The sequence below is a fragment of the Gimesia chilikensis genome, from assembly GCF_008329715.1.
In the GTDB taxonomy this organism is placed as follows: domain Bacteria; phylum Planctomycetota; class Planctomycetia; order Planctomycetales; family Planctomycetaceae; genus Gimesia; species Gimesia chilikensis.
Genome location: NZ_VTSR01000018.1, coordinates 127,965 through 147,976, shown reverse-complemented (window position 1 = coordinate 147,976; position 20,012 = coordinate 127,965). Strand labels below are relative to the sequence as shown.

Here is a 20,012-nt window from a genome sequence, read left to right as displayed (position 1 = left end):
CACGAACTAACAATCCAGGCAGCTGATTCCCCAGGGAACCGGCTGCCTGTTTTTGATTGTCCGTAGTCGCAGCTGATCTTATAGAAAACCGCGACGTCGCTGGCTGCTGTATCGCTGCAGCGAATCTTCGATGATCGGAAACGCCGCTGAGGCTGCCTGAAATTCTTCGACCTCTACCGTCTTGCCTTCCAGCATTTTGTAATCCTGGAAGAAGCGTCTCAGCATGGCCAGACGATGTGGTGGCAGTTCAGAAGCATCAGTGTAGGGATTGTATTCCGGATCATTCACGGCGACCGCCAGAATTTTATGGTCTGGTTTGCCGCTGTCGATCATGGTCATCACCCCGATGGCCCGGGCATCCAGAATCGTCAGGGGGTCTACCGGTTCCTGACAGAGTACCAGAACGTCCAGAGGGTCGTCGTCTTCGGCCAGAGTCTGGGGAATGAACCCATAGTTGGCGGGATAATGGACTGCTGAGTAGAGCATCCGGTCCAGCCTGAGCAGGCCCGTGACCTTGTCTAACTCATATTTCACTTTGGAAAAAGTAGGAATTTCGATAACGGCCGTGAAATCGCGAGGCAGGTTCTGTCCCGGAGTCACATCGTGCCAACAGTGGGTCACTGCTATTCTCCTGAATGATGGCTGAATAGTTTCAAGAATCAGCTGAAGTTGCGCTGCATCAACTAATTCACTTTAAAGAGTTCCACTTTGAAATGCAGAGTGGCATTACCGGGAATCACTGGAGGAGCACCAGCGGCACCATAGCCCAGTTCCGGCGGAATGACCAGTTCGACCTCTCCCCCTTCACCGATGAGCTGGAGACCTTCGGTCCAACCAGAAATCACACCATTGAGTGGGAATGAAATTGTCTCACCCCGTTTGTAGGAGCTGTCAAATTCGGTACCGTCTTCCAGAGTGCCTCGGTAATGAACGGTCACCTGATCCTGCGGACCGGGCTTGGTGTCATTTCCTTCACGCACGATACGATACTTGAGTCCGGAGGCGGTTGTTGAATATCCGGGGTTTGCTTCGTCTGCCACGGCTACTTCCATTTCTGTTTGCTGTTTGTCTGCTGGACTGACTTGCGCTGAAGCAGCCGGGGGATCAACCTGTTCTCCCTGGCGAACATAATTACTACAGCCAGTGGCTGTCAGGCAGATCAGACTAAATCCCAATAAAAATCGTGTTTTTTTCATAGGTTGATTACCTTTGTATCAGGCAAATAATAATACTGCGGGCCTATTCACAGAATTGCCTCTGAGCGATAACATAACTGATAGGACTATCGGTTGCACCACCAAGCTGTCCTACTTTAGTGGACTTCAGAAAAGATTATGGGATTCTGATGTCTGCCGACAGTCCGGGCACTGATTCAGGAGTTGCAGGCGAAATTGATCCTGCACCCGCGTTCTCATACGTTTCTGGCAGGTCATTCCCCGTAAAAGACGACTAATTCAGCACGAAAACCTTGGAAGATGATTGACCAGATAGAGATTCGACCTGCTAAACATGAGGATATTGCCCCGCTCTCCGAGTTCATTGTCCCATTCGTAGAACAAGGCAAGATTCTGCCACGGACCTCAGAAGAACTGGACGAACTGGTTGAAACCGGATTTGTGGCGATCGAAGCAGGTACTGAGATTGTCGGATTTGCTTCCCTGGAGATCTATTCTCGCAAACTGGCCGAAATCCGCAGTCTGGTCGTCGCAGATCATCGTCAGGGAATTGGAGTGGGGAAAAAGCTGGTCTCCGCGTGTGTGGATCGCGCACGACAGCGGAATATTCTGGAAGTCATGGCAGTGACTTCTTCAGATGTATTCTTCCGAAGCTGCGGCTTTGATTTCACGTTGCCCGGTGAGAAAAAAGCGCTGTTCATCCAGCCGCACCTGACGGAATAAACCGCCAATCAGCGTTTCCCGTTTTTCACGACTGATGCTTTGATAATGTAATCCAGTCGAGGGAATTCGCGTTTCAGGTAGGCATTACCTTCAAGCTGAAGTCGTGACTGCGAGGGGCCGCGTCCTCGAGGTGCAGCCTCTCCATAGCCGTTATACAGGGTATCCACTACGCGCATGCCTTCCGGGGAAATATAACCGAAGGGTGCAAACCCCATCTGATCCAGCCGCCGGTTATCCTGAAAATTGATGAAGAGCTGAGTGGTTCTGGAATTAGGCGCTCCCGTTTTCGCGAACGTCACATAGCCCCGCAAATTGGATTTCGCAACAGGATCATCCTGAATGGTCTGATCCCGCCACTTGGCCTGCGTATCAGGATCACCGTTGATCCCCACCTGGGCCATGAACCCTTCAATCACCCTGAAGAAAGCACACTGATTGTAGAAGCCTGAGTTTACCAGCTCATAGAAACGGTCTGATCCGTGGGGACTCCACCTGCGTTGCACATCGATGTAAAAAGTCCCTTTGGTGGTCTCCATCTTCACCTGATAGGTCGCTGGTGCTTCTGCCAGGCAACTGGAAGCGCCCAGCATCACCGTAGCTGCCATTATCCAGACCAATGTGAATAAGATTTTCATCGAAACTTCCCTCTTGCTTGCCTATGTGAAATTGCAGGGTCTCTCACGCCTCATTGAAGCGTTCAGTCTAATCCATTTACCGCAGATTTCACAAGAGGGTTTCGAAAGGCAGCTTCCAACACAATTACTGGAGTTGAACGGCTATTAATAGAAAAAAGCCGCCGCGAATCAGGGGGGGAGAATTCGCGACGGCCAGAGCCCGGGGCTGCTGACGATCAGCCCCTCTGCAGATCCCGCGATCTGCAATTTGCAGGAATCGCCCGATGACTCAGGCGATTCCTATTTCCTTTTAATAACCGAGGAGAGCTTCCTCTTCTTCTTCCTGAATGATGATTCGTGGTGTAACCATCATCATCAGGCTTTCGGTTTCACGACCAACCCCGGTGTTCTTGAACAGTCGGCTGACATACGGCAGCTTGTTCAGGATCGGGACACCAGCCATGCTGCGTCCTTCGCGGAGTCGTTTGACACCACCCAGGAGGACAGTACCACCATCGGGCACACTCACAGTCGTGGTGACAGTCACCTGTTCCACCACAGGCTGCTGAATGGTTGTGGTCCCCAGACCACCACCCTGTTGGCCCTGCTGGCCTTGCTGGCCCTGTTGGCCCTGCTGACCAACCTGTCCGCCACCGCCGGCACCACCACCGCCGCCGATACCACCGATACCACCCAGGCCGGCACCAACCCCGTTTCCGAAGTTACCACCACCCTGCTGACCGAGCTGACCACCCTGCTGTCCAAGCTGACCACCCTGCTGCCCCTGTTGGCCACCAGTGGTTCCACCCTGGAAGGAGAAGGTAAAGACGTCGGTCACGTTGGTGAAGTTCGGGTTGACTGAGAGTCGTACATAACGGCGGTCTGCGGAGATCACAGCTGACACAGTCAGTGAGACCCCTTCAGGAATGTTTGCGATGATCGGCGTGAATCCGACTGAGAAGTTACCCACGGTGGGCACCAGGCTGATCACGAAGGGTCGCGATACGTTACTGGTCACAAAGGCGACCTGACCGTTAAACAGTGTTACTTTCGGAGCGAACATCAGGTTCGATCGTTCATCTGCCTGAGCAGCGTTGATGAAGAAGAAGGCTTCGATGTCACTCAGAATTGCCAGACCCACGTTCACACCAGCGTTCGCATTGAAGCTGCCGAACTCAGGTACACCGATTTCGAATGATCCCTGACGGAACTGCACATCCAGGTCTGGAGTGAAGGATTCCGGCGAGTCCATACCGACAATCGTACCTTTCTTGGGCCAGTTGTCGAAGTTAAGCAGGGTTCGTGTGGGTGGGTTACTGAAGGGAGCAACACCCTGGCCACCAGTCTGACCACTCGTTGTAGTCTGTCCCTGCTGGCCACCCTGGTTATTATTATTGTTGTTGTTACCACCGCCGCCACCGCCGTTCTGGTTTCCGCCCAGCAGGTCGACCTGACCGAAGGCAGGAACCGGGTTGCCGTTGTTATCAACGGTTGGACCACCGACGGTATCAGCTACGTTGAAGTCGAAGTCGACACCAATTCGCTCGAAGAAGCGGTCGGAGACGGTGACAAAGCGGACTTCAATGGTGACCTGCAGGTCCTGCAGACGTCGCAGCTGTTCCAGCAGGTTGGCGATTTCATCGTGTACTTTCTGTGTCTGACGAATCACCAGACTCAGAGTTGTTTCAAACGGACGCACGCTGCCTGCACCACCGATTTCTTCCCAGGAATCGGGCTCGACGGTGGAGACAATCAGTTCGGTCAGTGAATCGAAGTCAATGTTTGATCCACCACCGGCAACCTTCGAAGTCGGAGCATTACCGGCCCAGGGGTTGGCACCGGGAACACCACCAATCAGTGGATCAGCAACCTGGAAGTTACCGGGAGTCGACTGATTACCGCCGATACCGGATCCAAAGCTGACTGCACCCATCTGGCTGTAAGGGTTGCTGGCCATACTGCCGTTTGCAGCGAAGTTAGGAATCGGAACCACTAGGTCAGCCACAGGGTAGGTCATTGTTTTCAATGTACCCTGCTGACGAATACGGCTGGTGATCTTCAATACCTCGTTATCAATTGTGTAAGACAGGTTCAGCGGTTCCAGGAGCAGGTTCAGGGCACTCCGCAGTTTGATGCCGTTCACATTGATCGTGACGGGTGCGTCGGTGGTTACCCCTTCCTCTTCCAGTCCCAGGCTGTCCAGGAAGATGTTAATCCCGGTCAGTGCCTGAATCTTATTCATCACGTTCGACAGCGGTTCGCCTTCGAATGCGAGGTTCACTGGACGATCCAGGCTCTCCTCGATCTGAATTTCGCGTTCCGTTTTCTGGTTGTGATTCTTAGCGTGATATTTTTCACGACGTTTGGTTAATTCAGCCCACTCTTTGGCATCCTTTCCAAACTTGATATCGGGAGTGTAGGCATCAGCCAGTGCTTCTTCGACATCGTTCAGCTGATTCCAGACATTCTGTTCTTTACGATCACGCATGGAGTTGTTGGATTCTTCGCGACGCAGGAAGCGAGATTTCCATTCCATGGTGACGGTGACAGGGTTTTGCGGATCCAGATCTTTGGCCTGTTTAGCAACCACTTCTGCTTCCGCATAGCGTCGCTGATCGATCAGTTCGTTGAACTTCTCTACCAGATCGGCCAGTTCCTGTTCGACGCGAATCTTATTTTTGATACGTCGGTTGATATACTCTTCAACTTCTTCGTTCTTCTTCTTCAGTTCTTCCAGCGGAGCAACCTGCTTGCGGAAAGAATCGATTGAAGTACGAGTACGTTGCAGCGAGCCGATCAGTGCCTGAGTCGATTTCTGGTTCAGGCTGGAGCTTTCGACTTTAGCCATTGCCTGGTCGATAATTCCCAGTGCTTCGGTCGGAGCCGATTCCCGCATTCTTTCAGCTTTGAAGATGGCATTCAGAACTTCTGAACGAAGTCGGCTGAATTCGATTGCCTGTTTCTGTTCAACCAGGTCAATGTTGCTGGGCTGATCAGAGGCGGCTCCCGGTGCATCGGTTGAGGTCTGGCTGGCAACCTGACGAATCTTGTCAGTTCGTGAAGGAGCCAGTTCTCGGACGGCATCCTGCAACTGCTGTGCACGATGAGTGTCAAGTTTTTCACCAGACTGGTATGCGGCCAGGAATGCCTGATAAGCGGCACCACGGTCGCCTTCAGAGAGTCGCTGCATACCAAGGTTATACAGTTCCAGAGCAGAGGCACCAGGATGAATCACAGCGATCTCACTGGCAACATTCTTCTTAGGGGCAACCTGAGCTGTTTGAGTGCTCATGCTGTTTTCCAGATCACGCAGAATGGTCTGAGGACTATCCTCACCCGGTTTGAACTCGGCCCCCACTCTCAGAGCTTCCTGAGCGTTCATGCGGGCAGAGTCAAATCGACCGGCTTTCAGGTCTGTGCGAGCCTGAGCCACCAGTTTCTGAGAGAACTGTTTTTTACGTTCCTGTTCTGCAGCGTACATTTCTTCCTGTGAGAGTCCGCCAGGCTGTCCAGCCATTTTACGGATGTCTGCCAGGACCTGTTCGGGACGATCTTCGAACAGACTGTAAGCTGTATCAATTTCCTGTGCTGCTTCCGCCTTCTGACGAGCATCCTGCACCCGACCTTTGGCCAGGTCTTCGCGTGCGGATGAGAGCAGACGACGAGCGTATTCACCATTCGCTTTTCCGTCAGCACTGGTGTTGCCAGGGTTGAGACGGGTATCGGAGGCAGTTCCGACGCGGCGGATGAAGTCTTCAGGAGATTCGGTTTCAGGTGTGAACTTCAGGTCCAGGGTCTGAGCGAGTTTCTGAGCAGAGGACGCCAGCATCAGGGCTTCATCTTTGTCTCCCTGCTGCAGAGCCAGTTTAGCCTGTTCCATCAGACGGTTCACCCGGGGACGAACAGCGTCCTGATTCTGTTGCAGACCTTTCATACCAGAGATGGTCGCTGCCTCATCGGAAATCCGATCGATGGCTGCCAGTACCAGTTCCGGACGGTCATCAAACAGGTCATAAGAAACTTTCATCTGCTCAACCTGAGCCACTTTCTGGCGTGCACCAGCGAAGTCCCGTTTCTTGATATCCAGACGAGCCTGTCTCAGCAGTTCATTAGCCTGAGCTTTCGAGTCCCCCTGTCCTGCGTTGGCAGCAGCCATCTGAGCACGGTTGACTTCGGTAGAAGCCAGCTGTCCTGCAGACTGAGCACGCTTGATCTCATCCAGGATGAGTTCCGGACGTTCATCAAACAGACGATAGGCAACATCCAGCTGGCTGGCCTGCTGGGCCAGTTCGCGAGCGGAATTCAGATTACCTGAGTTAAGCTCGGCCCGAGCCTGTTTGAGCAGTCGCGTTGCCTGATCTTTGCTGGAGGAACCAGATTCAGACTGAGCGACCTGCATCGAAGGTTTAGACTGACCTGCGAAGATTTTCGCACCCGTCTTACGTTCGATTTCAGCCAGGATATGTTGGGGGCGTTCTTCAAACAGTTTATAAGCAACATCATAATCTTGAGCCTGCAGGGCAAGTGTGCGGGCATCATCATAGTTTCCGGAGTTTAAAGCTGAGCGTGCCTGTTTCAGCAGCACAACAGCCTGTTCTTTTTCGGACAGTTTGCGAGTCTGTGTTCCATCGAACGGGTTGGCCCCCGGGTTACCGAAGGGATTGCTTTCAGCAGCTTCTTCTGCAGCCACCTGCATCACACCAGAACCGGTTTCGGTAAAACCGCCGGCCTGCTGGATTGGTGAGCCTTTCTGCAATCGCTGTTCTGCGCGAGCAATATCGGCCAGAACCTGTTCAGGACGTGGATCGAACGGACCGTACTCCAGTTTCAGAGCCGCTGCCTGGCCGGCTTTACGTCGGGCCTTGGCAAACTCGTTTAACTTGAGGTCTTCACGAGCAGACTGTAGTAACTGGCGGGCCAGCTGCTTCTTTTCTTCCAGGGATTTCCCATCGGCATTCGAATAGCCTGTGGAAAATTCGGAATCAGGAGCAGGAGACTGTGCCCGGACTACCTGTTTGCGTTGAGGAGCGGCAGCTCGTGAACGGGCCCTTCCCAGGTACTCGTTCATTTTTCGAAACTCTGCCTGAGACAAACGTCCGGGAGAGACAGAAGCTTTTTCAAGAGCTTCTACCGCCTCGGAGAATTGTCCCCGCTCATAGTATTGAGTCCCCAGACTCAGATAGTAACGAGCTGAGCGTTGTTGACGCTCAGAAACCGACTGACCGTTACTCTCGACATCAGCAGCGACCTTCCTGGTCGTGTTGCCAAGATTGGCCAGCCACATCGACGCTGCAATCAACGTCGTACAGGCCAGTACTCCAAATGCCTTGCCCAATGTAGGTCCCTCCTTCAAGCCAGAACACCAACTTTGATTATGATTGTTTTGAGGAGTCATCATGACTTCCAACTCGCTATCTAATGTGGGTAGGATTTTAGTCCGAAATACGAATTTCGTACCATACGAATTTCGTACATCAATTCTGGGATTTTATTAACAGAAATACGTTTTGTTATGAAAGGTGTGCCCGGAGGCAATCTGAAAACAAACGACTGTAGTTGAGATGAATCGTGATTTGATTTTTTGAGAGTAGAGAGAAGTGTGTGCGGTTAATAATCGATTTCCGCAGATCAGGTCAATATGTTTATGACAATATTTGCAAAAAAGTTTGTACGGTTTTCAAAAAAGTTTTTGAGTCTGTATTTCATGACTTTTGTCTTCATCAGAAGTTCATATTTCATTTTGAATCCGATGTTGCATTTGCAGGTTTTACATCGTCTTCGCGTTCAATCTCAAACTTCGATTCGATAATGGCTTTGGCATACAGTTTATCCAGAATGTCTTTGGTAGCTTTCATACGGGATTCTGTAATCATGGTCTGCTCCAGTTTTCCCTGGACATCAGCAAAAGGAACATGCCCTGCTTCTTTACGACCATTGACCTTTACGATTTGAAAAGAGCTTTCGGTTTCGAATACCTGGCTGACTTCACCCACTGGGAGTGAAAACAGCGCTTCTTCAATTTCTGCCTCTGCAAGACTGCCACGCCGGGTCCAGCCCCAGGATCCGTTCTTATCGGAACGGGTTCCATCAGAGTATTGTTTTGCGATCTCTCCAAAGTCGGCACCGGACTGCAGTTTGTGAATAACTTCATCCAGCACAGCGATGGCTTTATCCTTGCCGCCGTGTTTGGAGTAAGTAATCCGGATTCGTTGCCACTGCACTTTGGCGGGGACTTCGTAGTCTTTGATACGGGATCGATACCGGGCCAGAACTTCTTCCCGGCTGAATTGATCTTTTGCTTTGGCTTTGACAGCCATGAACTGCACAGCAGCCTGCTGTTTCATGAACAGGTCTTTTTCAAAAATCAGGCTGCGGCCTTGCGAATTGAGTTTTTCTTCCAGCTCCTGCGGAGAGTTGACTCCCATCTGCTTCTGCAGTTCAGGAACCCGCTGATCATCAAAGGCTGTTTCCAGGTGCTGATTCAGCTGATCGAGTTGCTCTTTCTTGAGCGTGCTTTTCATTTCGTGCAGCAGGAGCAACCGTTCGACATGGCCTTTCAAGTCACGCTTAACGAGTGCCTGGCGTAGTTTTTTGTAATCTTCCGGCTCCATCCGCTGCTCAGCCTGCAGCAACTGGAATTCATAGACGCCCAGAATATCAGATACGAACAGGGGCAATCCGTTGACGATGGCCACAACCGTACTGTCGCGAAGTTCTTCTACATCATCCCCGGCTGCGCTGACGGAGATTTCTTCAGAAGTAGTCGACGCGGTAACGATCGGTGTTTCGAAGGGGTTATCAGATTCTGAAAAATCACCTTCGATCAGTTCATTTCGATCCTGGGTGTGTCGGGCAACTGCAGTCTCTTCGAGTTTCTGCTGCTTTAGAGCGGATTCCAGGCGCGGCGGTGGTGGTCCCAGCACGGGGTTATCTACTTTGGGAGTAGTTTCACACCCGAATAAGCCAGGCAATGCCAGTATCAGAAAATAGATTTGCGCGTGGCGCATCAAGAGCATCCTGCAGTTGATGAACGAACTAATTAATTGGGAATTTGAGAGACAACGTAGTTTCAGATGTTGTCAGCAGCCCGGTTTACATGGGAAATGTAAGGAAGGGAGATTGGACTTCGACACCATCTTAATCATCCCTCTGTGGCTGGAATTGAGCTTCTCGATTGCCCAATCCTGAAACCATTCAGGACGACGAAGCGAGATTATATGCCGGATCGAAACTTTGTTGCAATACCGATTTGAGTTCTAGCATGATAGACTCAACGGCGTCTGCCTGTGCCGGCAGCGGAATGTAGGCAGATTTATGATCCACGATTCTCACCGGGATACGTTTCTTATTACTTTTCGCCAGAGCGAGAATATGATTTTTATCGCGATACCCCAGAACCGCGAAGTGATCTTCCAGATGAATGCTGTCAATCTGCCAGCGCTGACACAAAATCTGTATTTCTTTCAACGCAACTAAAGTGTGTGCTGGATCGGGGATAGCTCCAAAGCGGTCCTGCATTTCCTCTTCCAGAGCAGCCAGCTCTTCTAAACTTCGGACCGCGGAAAGTTTGCGGTAAAACTCAATCTTAATTCGCCCGGGAGGAATGTAATCAGAGGGCAGATATGCGGTCACCGGCAGATCGATAGCAACGTGATGATGCTCGCGGAGGGGCTCATTTTTGAGTTTTTTGCAGGCTTTTTCCAGAAGCTGGCAATAAAGTTCGTAACCGACGGCGGCAATATGTCCGCTCTGCTCCGTTCCCAGGATATTGCCTGCCCCTCGAATCTCGAGGTCACGCATGGCAATTTTAAACCCTGCTCCCAATTCGCTGTATTCTTCAATCGCCTTTAACCGCTTGGCTGCGATGGGCGTCAGAATCTGACCATCACGCAGCAGCAGGTAACAGTAAGCGCGGTGATGAGAGCGACCTACGCGTCCCCGCAACTGATGCAGGTCAGACAGTCCATAGTTCCCTGCATCATGGATAAAGATGGTGTTGGCATTGGGAATGTCCAGCCCACTTTCCACAATTGTGGTGCAGACGAAAATGTCAACCCGCCCGGACACGAAATTGAGCATGGCTGCTTCCAGTTCTGATTCTTTCATCTGACCATGGCCGACTCCGATACTCGCTTCCGGAACAATCTGCTGAAGCCGATCCGCGTATTTCTGCAAATCATGAACCCGGTTATGCACGAAATAAACCTGCCCGTTACGGTTCAATTCCCGTACGATCGCATGCCGAAGAAGCTCTTCATCGAAGCGGGAAATTCGGGTTTCAATGGGAACCCGATCCCGTGGTGCTGTGGTCAGATTAGAGATATCCCGAATCCCCAACAACGACATATGCAGGGTCCGCGGAACAGGAGTTGCGCTCAAAGTCAAAACGTCAATCTGCAAGCGCAGATGCTTGAGCATCTCCTTCGCTTCCACACCGAACCGCTGCTCTTCATCGATGATCAGCAACCCTAAATCTTTGAACTTGATATCTTTCTGAATCAAGCGATGCGTGCCGATCACCAGGTCGACACTGCCACTGGCCATCCCTTCCAGAATTGCCCGCTGCTCTGCTTTGGTCTTGAACCGCGAGAGCCCAGCGACAGTAATCGGATAATCCGCCATGCGCTCACTGAAAGTACGCGTATGCTGTTCGGCAAGTACCGTGGTGGGGACCAGCATCGCCACCTGTCGGCCGGCATCAATGGCTTTAAAAGCGGCACGAATAGCAACTTCAGTTTTCCCATAACCGACGTCCCCACAAATCAGGCGGTCCATGGGTTGAGGACGTTCCATGTCGTGTCGCACATCGCTGATCGCATGCAGCTGATCGCTGGTTTCGTTGTAGGGGAAAGACGCTTCGAACTCTTTCTGCCAGTGACTGTCTGGTGGATAAGCAATGCCCGGCTGCGCTGACCGCATTGCCTGCAGCCGGAGCATGTCGCTGGCCATATCCCGCACAGCCTGTGCTGCTTTTTCTTTCTTGCTGGCCCAGCCGCGCGTTCCCAGTTTGGAGAGTTGGGGAACATGTTTTCCACCGCCGATATATTTCTGTACGAGATGGACCAGCGAAACAGGCACATACATCTGGACTTTTTCACGAAATTCCAGCGAGAGATGCTCTTCGCGGCAACCATCTTTCTCCAGCAGTTCCAGTCCTTTGAAGCGGGCAATCCCGTGCGTCAAATGCACGACATAATCGCCTACATTCAGATCCAGAAAGCTGTCGATGGCCCGGCTTTCCACCTTGCGTTTGCGGGGTTTATGGCGGATATCGGCGCGACCAAACAGTTCATGGTCACTCAGTACGACGAGATGCTCGGGGACGATCCGAAATCCCAGCGCCAGATTACCAATGCTGGTAGTGACCCGCTCAGAGATATCCAGGTCTGACTCATTTAGCAGCTCCCGCAGTCGGTCCTGTTCTCCCTGGTTATGACAGCAGACCACAATTCGGTCCTGTGGACCGGTTATCGAAGCCAGTTCTTCGATCATTTCCGATTTCGCGCGCGTGAAGCGTTCAATTGATTCAATCTGCAAATGACAGGAAATCTCCATCGATTCTGCAGAAATCGGGGCGATCGTGACAGTCGGAAAGTCGGTACAACGAGACATCGTCGCTGGAACGCTGAACAGACCACGAGGATTGTCCAGTCGATCCAGGTACCGTTTTCCCTCTTCGATCAACTCGGGGAGTTCGATCAGCACGATACAGGTATCTTGAGGAAGATTATCCAGCAGGCTCTCGGACGCTGTTTCCGCCGAGTCCCGTGCTTCCGTACGTCGCGAGGTTGTCTGCCCGCTGTCAGGTGCAATCAGAGTGAGATCGATCTGCTGACAGGTCTCAACGGTCCGCTGTGTCTCTACATCAAACTGTCGGATCGAGTCGATTTCGTCCCCAAACAGTTCAATTCGGATCGGTAGTTGAGCGTCGGGAGAATAAATATCCAGAATCCCGCCATGCATACTGAATTCGCCGGGCAGTTCGATCGCCGTGGTACGCTCGAAGCCCCGCTCCATGAGCCAGCTCATGAACGACTCGGTCTCGATTTCGTCTCCCACACGGAGAGTCCGCGTGGCAGCTTCACGTGCTTTACGACCGGGAACCGGCTGTAACAGGGCTGGAAAGGAGGTGACAAATACCTGCTGCCGATCTTCTGCAGCAGACTCCAGTTGCAGTAACTGACTGAGAACCCTCAGGCGGGCCCCAAAAACGGCATCAGCCACATCATGTTCGTCGGGGAGTGTCTCCCAGGCAGGAAAGATATCCGGAACCTCTCCCAGAAAACTGGCCAGATCTCCTGTGAATTCATCTATTTCCGCGAGTCGGGGCAAGACGACCAGCAAGGGTGATTTTAATGAAGTGGCGACCGCTGCGGTGGTCAGCGCGCACGATCCCCCCCAGGCTCCGTCAATTGTCCCGCTCTGGCCGGCCTTGAGAGCCTCCATGACAGCAGAAAATCCATCACTGCGTGCCAGTATCGGGACCAGATCCTGCATCGACTGAATCGGACTGTCGACTGGTTTGATCATATTCGCAGTTATTTTAGCAGGCTGGAGCAGATTGTCACGTGCGGCCCCTGAAAAACACGCTCTGCACTGGATTTCCGTCTGTAGGTGGATGACTTCAAACTCCGTCAGAGTTAGGATAGAATCGATTATCAGATCAGCCCGATCGTGAGCAAATCAATAGACAATACAGGGGCTGTCGTCTTGATTCGATTCTGGATGAAGGAATTACCGTGTCAGAAAGTTTAGATGTTAACGTTGCCCTGGGCCCCCGCAGTTATCATATTTCGGTGGTCAGCCATCAGTTTGACCGGTTTGCAGAGACACTGGAAACCTGGATGAGCCAGAGTCCAGCCTATCATAATGCGATTCAGGAAGGGCATAAGACGGCATTTATTGTCACCGATCGGAACCTCTCGAAACTCCATACTCCCCATATCGAAAAAAGTCTGACTGCCCAAGGCTGGAAATGGGAAACCGCGATCATCGAGCCGGGTGAAAAATCGAAGTCACTGCCCGTGATTTCTGAACTGTACGACCGTCTGGTGGCAATGAAAGCTGATCGCCAGACCGTGCTGATTGCTGTCGGGGGAGGCGTCACTGGAGATGCGGGTGGGTTTGTCGCAGCGACTTATGTCCGAGGTCTGCCTTTCGTGCAGGTGCCGACATCATTGCTGGCCCATGTGGACAGTTCCGTAGGTGGAAAAGTGGGCGTCAATCATTCGCAGGCCAAGAACCTGATTGGTGCCTTCTACCAGCCTGTGGGAGTCTTTATCGATACGTCTACGCTCGAAACTCTGCCGGAACGCGATTATCGCAGTGGACTGGCTGAGGTGGTCAAATATGGTGTCATCCTGGATGCCAAATTCTTTCAATACCTGGAAGAGAATGTCACCGGCCTGAATGAACGAGATCCGGAAGTACTGAGAAATATCATTGCTCGCAGCTGCGAACTCAAGGCAGAGGTCGTAGAGCAGGATGAGCATGAACGTACAGGTTTGAGAGCCATTTTGAACTACGGGCACACGTTTGCCCACGCCTTCGAAGCATTATGCGGCTATGGTGAGCTCATGCATGGCGAGGCAGTGGCAATCGGCATGATCTACGCCAGCACCCTTGCGGAAAAGCTGGATCTGATTTCAAAGCATGATACGGAACGTCAGATTCACCTGCTCTCAGCTCTGGGCTTGCCCGTTCAACTCCCTGAGGGAGTTTCCCTGAGCGCTGATGACATCATTGATCGAATGAAACTCGATAAAAAAACGGTCGGTGGCAAACTGCGATTTGTATTGCCCACCTGTCTGGGCCGCGTTGAAGTCTTCAAAGAGATCCAGGAAGCACTTGTGCGCGAAGTCCTTGCCGAACTGGAGCACTCTGCCAAAGCGACCGATGATTTTCAGATTTAATCGCGTGAAGCGATCTGTCAGAGAAAATCCACCTGCAGTGATTTACCTCACAGTGTAAAACACGGCTCTTCTCTATCCGTTTGTGAACTGATATTTTTTGATATATATATCCGATTTATCAGTCAGCAACCTGCATAGCCGACAAAATCATCACAGAAACGCTCCGTGTTTCTACGCATTTCGAAGAATCCACGCTGATCCTGAAAATCAAGAACTAGGCTTGAAATTAGACCAGTTTATTTTTCATTTCAACCGGTTCTCGGGCTTTTTACCTCTTCAGTGACCTTCTGCAGGGGCATTTAAAGCCCCCCGTCCCGGTAAGGATCTCTCCAAAATGACGAATTCAAGTTCAGCTGAATCTACAGGCACCTGGCGTTTGATCCAACCAGAACAGGTTCTGGATATGGCAATCAACGATGTTGAATTCCTGACCGAACTGATTGATCTGTTTGTGGCCCTGGCTCCGGAACAGATGCAGGACATCCGTCGGGCGATTGACAGTAATGATGCAGGTCTGCTCGCGGAAGTCGCCCACGCCTACAAGGGAACTGTCGGAAACTACACTCAGACCGGACCTTATCCTCTGCTGCAGTCACTGGAAAATGACGGCAAGTCGGCAGACCTCCAGGCGAGCCAGAGCAAGTTTCAAAAACTGGAACAAGAGATCAATGCCCTGCTGACCGAATTAGAGACCTTAAAAACTGAGGTCAATCAGTCCCTGTAATAGAATATCAGTTGAGACCAAACCCACCTAGAAGGGTGTACCGCCATGAAAGTTTTAGTCGTTGACGACGTTGGATACACGTGTCACTTCCATACCCGTTTGATTGAACAGTTCGGATACTCAGTCTGTTCTGCCACATCGGGGTTCGAAGCATTAAAAATGCTGAAAATGGATAACGATATTAATATCGTCATCTCAGATCTGATGATGCGCGGCATGGACGGTGTCGACTTATATATGGAAGCACAGAACGTCGAACGTTTTACAGATGAAGGGCCCCTGGATCCCCCGCAGTTCATCCTGATGACGGCACTCCGTATGGAAAAGAATTCGCAGGATAAAGATGTCATGCGTCTCAAGCTCGCAGAAGAGCTGGGGATATCCAAAATCATGTTTAAGCCGCTCGATCAGGAAGTGCTGAAACAATCATTACACGAAATGGCAATGGGCGTACCCCAGATATCGTCGTCAGATAAAGCGATCGATCTGTATACTCCCACCCAGAGCGTCAAAGACGTGGTACAGGGGATTATCAACTCCCGTAATTCCGGCGCTGCTGAGCAGTTTATGGAATGCCTGAACGAAGAAGTCTCCTCATTGAAAGATTTTCTTTCGAACCTGCAAACGGTTGAAACATAAAGACTTACTAAACCAAACCCTACACAACACATCAAAAGGTATCGATTTGTTTCAGGAGGGATTTGACTGTATTCGAATTGGACCTATAGTTCCAAAAGAGTGAAGGCGTATACAAACACTTTTCATCAAGCTGACTGAAATTCAAACTTTATGAATATCCCCTCAGTCGTAAGATTTTCTCTAGTGAGTGTGAGTGATGAGTCTGATAAGCCTGGAACAATATAGTGAAAAGCAGAACCGCGCCATCAATCGCGTTCTGGATACCCTGGATCGCCTCGATGCGCGGACCAGCGCTCATTATTCAGAAAAAAGGGCGCACGAACGTAAGAATTTCCGGGGTCTAGTCTGGTTGTCTATTCCGGATGGAACCCAGGAATTCGACCAGGCAATGACCAAAGTCTGGTCCCGCTCTATCTCCCAGTCGGGACTCTCGTTTATCTACCCGATGCGGATCTATGAGACCCAGATTCGCGTTGGTGTTCCCGTGGGCGCTGATCAGGTAACCTGGTTCCGTGCTGAAATCGTTCGCCAGAAGGAAGTCGAAGAAGAGCACTTTTGGGAATACGGCGTCCGCTTCCTGGGCAAAGTCATTGCCTGAATGAATTCCCGGCAGATCTGACACTGTTGAATTCGCATTCTCTACCTGTATGATAATCGTCTGAGCCCGAGAGCTTTCAGACACCGCTCTCGCCTACTGAGAACAGCATGAGGACAGGCCGGTAATGGACGACCTGAATGTGATCATTCACGATAATTACACCCGCATTCGAAACCGCATCGATGCGGCCTGCCAACGCGTACAGCGAGATCCGCAGTCCGTCCGACTGGTAGCTGTCACCAAATACGCCCGATTAGAGTGGGTTCAGGCACTGGTGGAACTGGGATGCCGGGATCTGGGTGAAAGCCGGACTCCTCAACTGGAAGAGCGGGCCACTCTGCTCTCTCCTGAACTACGCTGGCACTTCATTGGCCCGTTACAGCGCAATAAGGTCAGACGTACAATTGCGCACTGTAACCTGATTCATTCGGTTGATTCGCTGAAGTTGCTGCAAGCCATTGATCGCATTGCTGGTGAGTCGGAGTTAAGGCCGGAAGTTCTGATCGAAGTCAATCTTGCAGGGGAAGCCAGCAAAAAAGGTTTTTCCCGGGAATCTCTGTCGGCAGAGTGGGAGTCTCTCTGTCAGGTCTTGCACGTAAAGATTACAGGGCTGATGACGATGGCTCCGCATGTCGAAGATCGGGAACTGGCTCGTCCGGTCTTTCGTGAGTTACGCGAACTCCGCAACGAGTTGCAGCAACGTTCACCGGAGCATGTTTCGCTCCAGGAACTTTCGATGGGCATGAGTGGCGATTTTGAAACGGGCATCGAAGAAGGTGCAACCCTGGTACGAGTCGGCAGCGCCCTGTATGAAGGGCTGGAGTCCTCTGATTAAAGAATGAGTGTTCATCGTGACAGCATCCCTGAACCTGGAATCTGACGGCTCTGCAGTACTGCTGCCGGTTCGGGCACAACCGAAAGCCAGCCGGAATCAGATCGAGGGCGTGCACGACGGTCGACTTAAAGTCAGCGTCACCCAGGCCCCGGAAAAGGGAAAAGCGAATAAAGCTCTGCTCAAAGTGCTACAGAATGGACTCCAACTGAAACGATCTCAGATTGAGCTGATCAAAGGGGACACCGCCGGGTTGAAGGTCTTTCGTGTCTCCGACCTGACTCCTGCAGAGCTCCAGCACAGGATTGATACCGCTTTGGGAATCTCCGACTGAGACTGGAACTCTTTATTGTTCACCCTGCCCCGTCTGAAAGAATTCTCTCCGCTCAGTCGGAATTGGAAACCATTGATTGCAGCCAATGGAACCGGCACATATAATCGGCATCAGCTTACGTGTCTTACCTGAATACCTGCGTCCCGCTTGCCCGAACCACCCACACCCGGAAAGCCGGGAGTGACTCAGACTAATTTCCCCCCTTTGTCTTCAAGATCACACAAAAGGATTACTTGACTATGAGCTTCTCTATGCCCATTCGTCTGTTCCTGGGAGCTTTACTCGTTGGCGGACTGACCATGTCTGCCCATGCTCTGGAACCGACCAAACTCTCTGACTCCTGGGAGCAGTGGCGCGGTCCGAATCGCCAGAACCATTCCTCGGACACCGGTCTCCTGCAGGACTGGAATGCAACGCCCCCCAAACTGACCTGGACCGCGACTGGTCTGGGCAAGGGGTATGCTGGAGTTTCCATTAAGGACAACCGCCTGTTTACCACAGGAAACCTGCCCGAGGGTCAGGCCGTCATCGCCGTTAATATTGATGACGGTAAAATCCTCTGGAAAACCAATCTGCTCGAGCTGAATCCGGAACACGGTTATCCGGGAGCCCGTTGTACTCCTGCCATCGATGGCGACCGTCTGTATGCCATTACCTCCAATGGAGCCATTTCCTGCCTGAGCGTCGCTGACGGCGAAGTCATCTGGACGAAAAACTTCGAGGACGAATGGGATGGCAAGATGATGTCTAAATGGGGATTCTCTGAATCCCCCCTGGTCGACGGGGACTGGGTCCTCTGCACACCGGGCGGAAAAGACGCCATGATGGTCGCCCTGGATAAAACCACGGGACGGGAAATCTGGCGAACTTCTGTTTCCGATCTGGGCGACAAAGGAAAGGATGGAGCCGGCTACTCTTCCATCGTGATCTCCAACGCCGGTGGCGTCAAACAGTATGTGCAGCTCACCGGTCGCGGTGTGATTGGCGTACGTGCCAGCGACGGTAAACTGCTCTGGAACTACAATCCGGTTGCCAACGGTGTCGCCAACATTCCGACCCCCATCGTTTCCGGCGATTATGTATTCTGTTCCACCGGTTATGGTACAGGCAGTGCTCTGCTCAAGCTATCTAAAGAGGGAGATGGTATCAAAGCCGAAGAAGTTTACTTCCTGGATCCCAAGACTATGCAGAATCACCATGGTGGTATGGTCCTCTACAAAGACCATATTTATTGTGGCCACGGTCACAACAATGGCTTCCCCCTCTGCCTCGAGTTGAAAACCGGCAAAGTTGCCTGGGGTGGCAAAATCCGGGGCGAAGGTTCCGGATCCGCTGCAGTGGTCTTCGCTGATGGCAATTTGATCTATCGCTACCAGAGTGGTGAAGTCGCCCTGATTGAAGCCAATCCCAAAGAATATATTCTCAAAGGGAGCTTCAAGGCAGATCAGGTGCTGGGCAAAGCCTGGGCACACCCGGTCGTCTGTGGCGGCAAACTCTATCTGCGGGATCAGGATGTGCTGATGTGCTACGACCTGAGAAAACAGAACTGAATTCGTCAGTCAACTAAATAAGAAAAGCTCTGCCAGATCAGACTGGCAGAGCTTTTTTCGTATAAGACAGGTCATCCAGATCATTGTCCGAAAACCAGCTTCGAAGTGACAGCGGTCAACCTGAACTGTTTTTGAACTTACTCAGATCGATTTTCCCGTTCCCTTCGACGGGCAGCTTCCCGTTGGGACAGTAACGCGAACGAGCCACGCTGGAAGCAATATTGTAGGTGTAGACGGCATCCTGACGAATCAGGAAGATCACAGTCCCTTTCGGCTGGGCACCGATTTTATCGAGCATCTCCACGAACGGCAGGCTTTTGCGGAGGTCGTCGCGACGGACATGCAGATCCTTAGAGGGACCGTCCAGAACTACAATTCCGTTTTTCGTACATTCGATAAAGGTCGGGTTCAGATCAACACCACTTCCGCCCGGCTGAATCCGGACTTCGGCAGCGACCGGGTTTTCCCGTTTATCCAGTTCCTTCTTGAGCTTGTCGATTTCTTCCTGGAGTTGCTTGGGATCGTCCTTAATTTCTTCGATCCGCTTTTCCAGACGATTGGCTTCGGCCAGCAGCTTGACTTTCTCTTCCGGCTTGATGTCAGAGGGCAGTTTCTGTTTTTCCTGTTTGAGCTTCTTCAACTCTTCCAGTGCCAGCATCAACTGGCGATTCAGTTTCGATAAATCTGCGACCTCAGTCTCGACTTCTTCCAGCTCCTGCTCTTTCTCTTTGATCTCCTTAATGTTCTCTTCGTATTCTTCTACGCGTTTCCAGGAGTCATCCTGCTGATCCATCTGGCTGAGCGCCATGGCGGTAATCATCAGCGTCAGCACACCAATCACGCAGGCAAGAATACTTAGAAACGGGAAGAGAGAGACCGTTTCTTCATCATTTTTCTTTCGTCTCGCCACG

Annotated in this window: 15 protein-coding genes; 8 read left to right on the top strand and 7 right to left on the bottom strand. The window is 51.6% G+C overall.

The window, feature by feature from the left end; translation table 11 throughout:
* Positions 1-78: 78 nt before the first annotated feature.
* Together FYZ48_RS21830 and FYZ48_RS21825 are read right to left on the bottom strand one after the other, a co-directional pair.
* Positions 79-621 (bottom strand): inorganic diphosphatase, encoded by a 543-nt coding sequence (locus FYZ48_RS21830; RefSeq protein ID WP_149344298.1) that lies wholly within the window; start codon positions 619-621, stop codon positions 79-81.
* Between the two features lie 62 nt (positions 622-683).
* Positions 684-1,196, bottom strand: a complete 513-nt coding sequence (locus tag FYZ48_RS21825; RefSeq protein ID WP_149344296.1) for an FKBP-type peptidyl-prolyl cis-trans isomerase — start codon at positions 1,194-1,196, stop codon at positions 684-686.
* A 279-nt stretch (positions 1,197-1,475) separates the two neighbouring features.
* Here FYZ48_RS21825 and FYZ48_RS21820 point away from each other — a divergent pair, with 279 nt between their 5' ends.
* The gene (locus tag FYZ48_RS21820) at positions 1,476-1,898 is read left to right on the top strand and encodes a GNAT family N-acetyltransferase (protein WP_145043165.1); all 423 of its coding nucleotides are present in this window, start codon (positions 1,476-1,478) and stop codon (positions 1,896-1,898) included.
* An 8-nt stretch (positions 1,899-1,906) separates the two neighbouring features.
* Here FYZ48_RS21820 and FYZ48_RS21815 read toward each other — a convergent pair whose 3' ends face one another.
* From FYZ48_RS21815 to mfd, 4 genes are all read right to left on the bottom strand, one after another.
* Entirely contained in the window at positions 1,907-2,533 is a 627-nt protein-coding gene (locus tag FYZ48_RS21815; protein ID WP_242022735.1) for a peptidylprolyl isomerase, read from the bottom strand.
* A gap of 289 nt (positions 2,534-2,822) precedes the next feature.
* Positions 2,823-7,847, bottom strand: coding sequence for a hypothetical protein (locus FYZ48_RS29470; protein WP_198422257.1), 5,025 nt, complete (start codon positions 7,845-7,847; stop codon positions 2,823-2,825).
* A 400-nt stretch (positions 7,848-8,247) separates the two neighbouring features.
* Positions 8,248-9,519 (bottom strand): peptidylprolyl isomerase, encoded by a 1,272-nt coding sequence (locus tag FYZ48_RS21805; RefSeq protein WP_187782152.1) that lies wholly within the window; start codon positions 9,517-9,519, stop codon positions 8,248-8,250.
* A gap of 187 nt (positions 9,520-9,706) precedes the next feature.
* The gene (gene mfd / locus FYZ48_RS21800; RefSeq protein ID WP_149344292.1) at positions 9,707-13,042 is read right to left on the bottom strand and encodes a transcription-repair coupling factor; all 3,336 of its coding nucleotides are present in this window, start codon (positions 13,040-13,042) and stop codon (positions 9,707-9,709) included.
* A 209-nt stretch (positions 13,043-13,251) separates the two neighbouring features.
* Here mfd and aroB point away from each other — a divergent pair, with 209 nt between their 5' ends.
* The 7 genes from aroB (at position 13,252) to FYZ48_RS21765 (ending at position 19,101) form a co-directional block, all read left to right on the top strand.
* Positions 13,252-14,424 (top strand): 3-dehydroquinate synthase, encoded by a 1,173-nt coding sequence (aroB, locus tag FYZ48_RS21795; RefSeq protein WP_149344290.1) that lies wholly within the window; start codon positions 13,252-13,254, stop codon positions 14,422-14,424.
* A gap of 334 nt (positions 14,425-14,758) precedes the next feature.
* Positions 14,759-15,148 (top strand): Hpt domain-containing protein, encoded by a 390-nt coding sequence (locus FYZ48_RS21790; protein ID WP_149344288.1) that lies wholly within the window; start codon positions 14,759-14,761, stop codon positions 15,146-15,148.
* 45 nt (positions 15,149-15,193) lie between these two features.
* Complete coding sequence (locus tag FYZ48_RS21785) at positions 15,194-15,787, top strand: response regulator (RefSeq protein WP_149344285.1); 594 nt, start codon at positions 15,194-15,196, stop codon at positions 15,785-15,787.
* Between the two features lie 196 nt (positions 15,788-15,983).
* The gene (locus FYZ48_RS21780; RefSeq protein WP_149344283.1) at positions 15,984-16,385 is read left to right on the top strand and encodes a PilZ domain-containing protein; all 402 of its coding nucleotides are present in this window, start codon (positions 15,984-15,986) and stop codon (positions 16,383-16,385) included.
* A gap of 124 nt (positions 16,386-16,509) precedes the next feature.
* On the top strand, positions 16,510-17,220 hold the full coding sequence (locus FYZ48_RS21775; RefSeq protein WP_149344280.1) for a YggS family pyridoxal phosphate-dependent enzyme: 711 nt from the start codon (positions 16,510-16,512) through the stop codon (positions 17,218-17,220).
* Between the two features lie 16 nt (positions 17,221-17,236).
* Positions 17,237-17,551, top strand: coding sequence for a DUF167 domain-containing protein (locus tag FYZ48_RS21770; protein ID WP_198422256.1), 315 nt, complete (start codon positions 17,237-17,239; stop codon positions 17,549-17,551).
* Positions 17,552-17,790: 239 nt separating this feature from the next.
* Positions 17,791-19,101: a PQQ-binding-like beta-propeller repeat protein gene (locus FYZ48_RS21765; protein ID WP_242022734.1), complete on the top strand. Its 1,311-nt coding sequence runs from the start codon at positions 17,791-17,793 to the stop codon at positions 19,099-19,101.
* Positions 19,102-19,216: 115 nt separating this feature from the next.
* Here FYZ48_RS21765 and FYZ48_RS21760 read toward each other — a convergent pair whose 3' ends face one another.
* On the bottom strand, positions 19,217-20,011 hold the full coding sequence (locus tag FYZ48_RS21760) for a hypothetical protein (RefSeq protein ID WP_145043184.1): 795 nt from the start codon (positions 20,009-20,011) through the stop codon (positions 19,217-19,219).
* Position 20,012 lies beyond the last annotated feature (1 nt).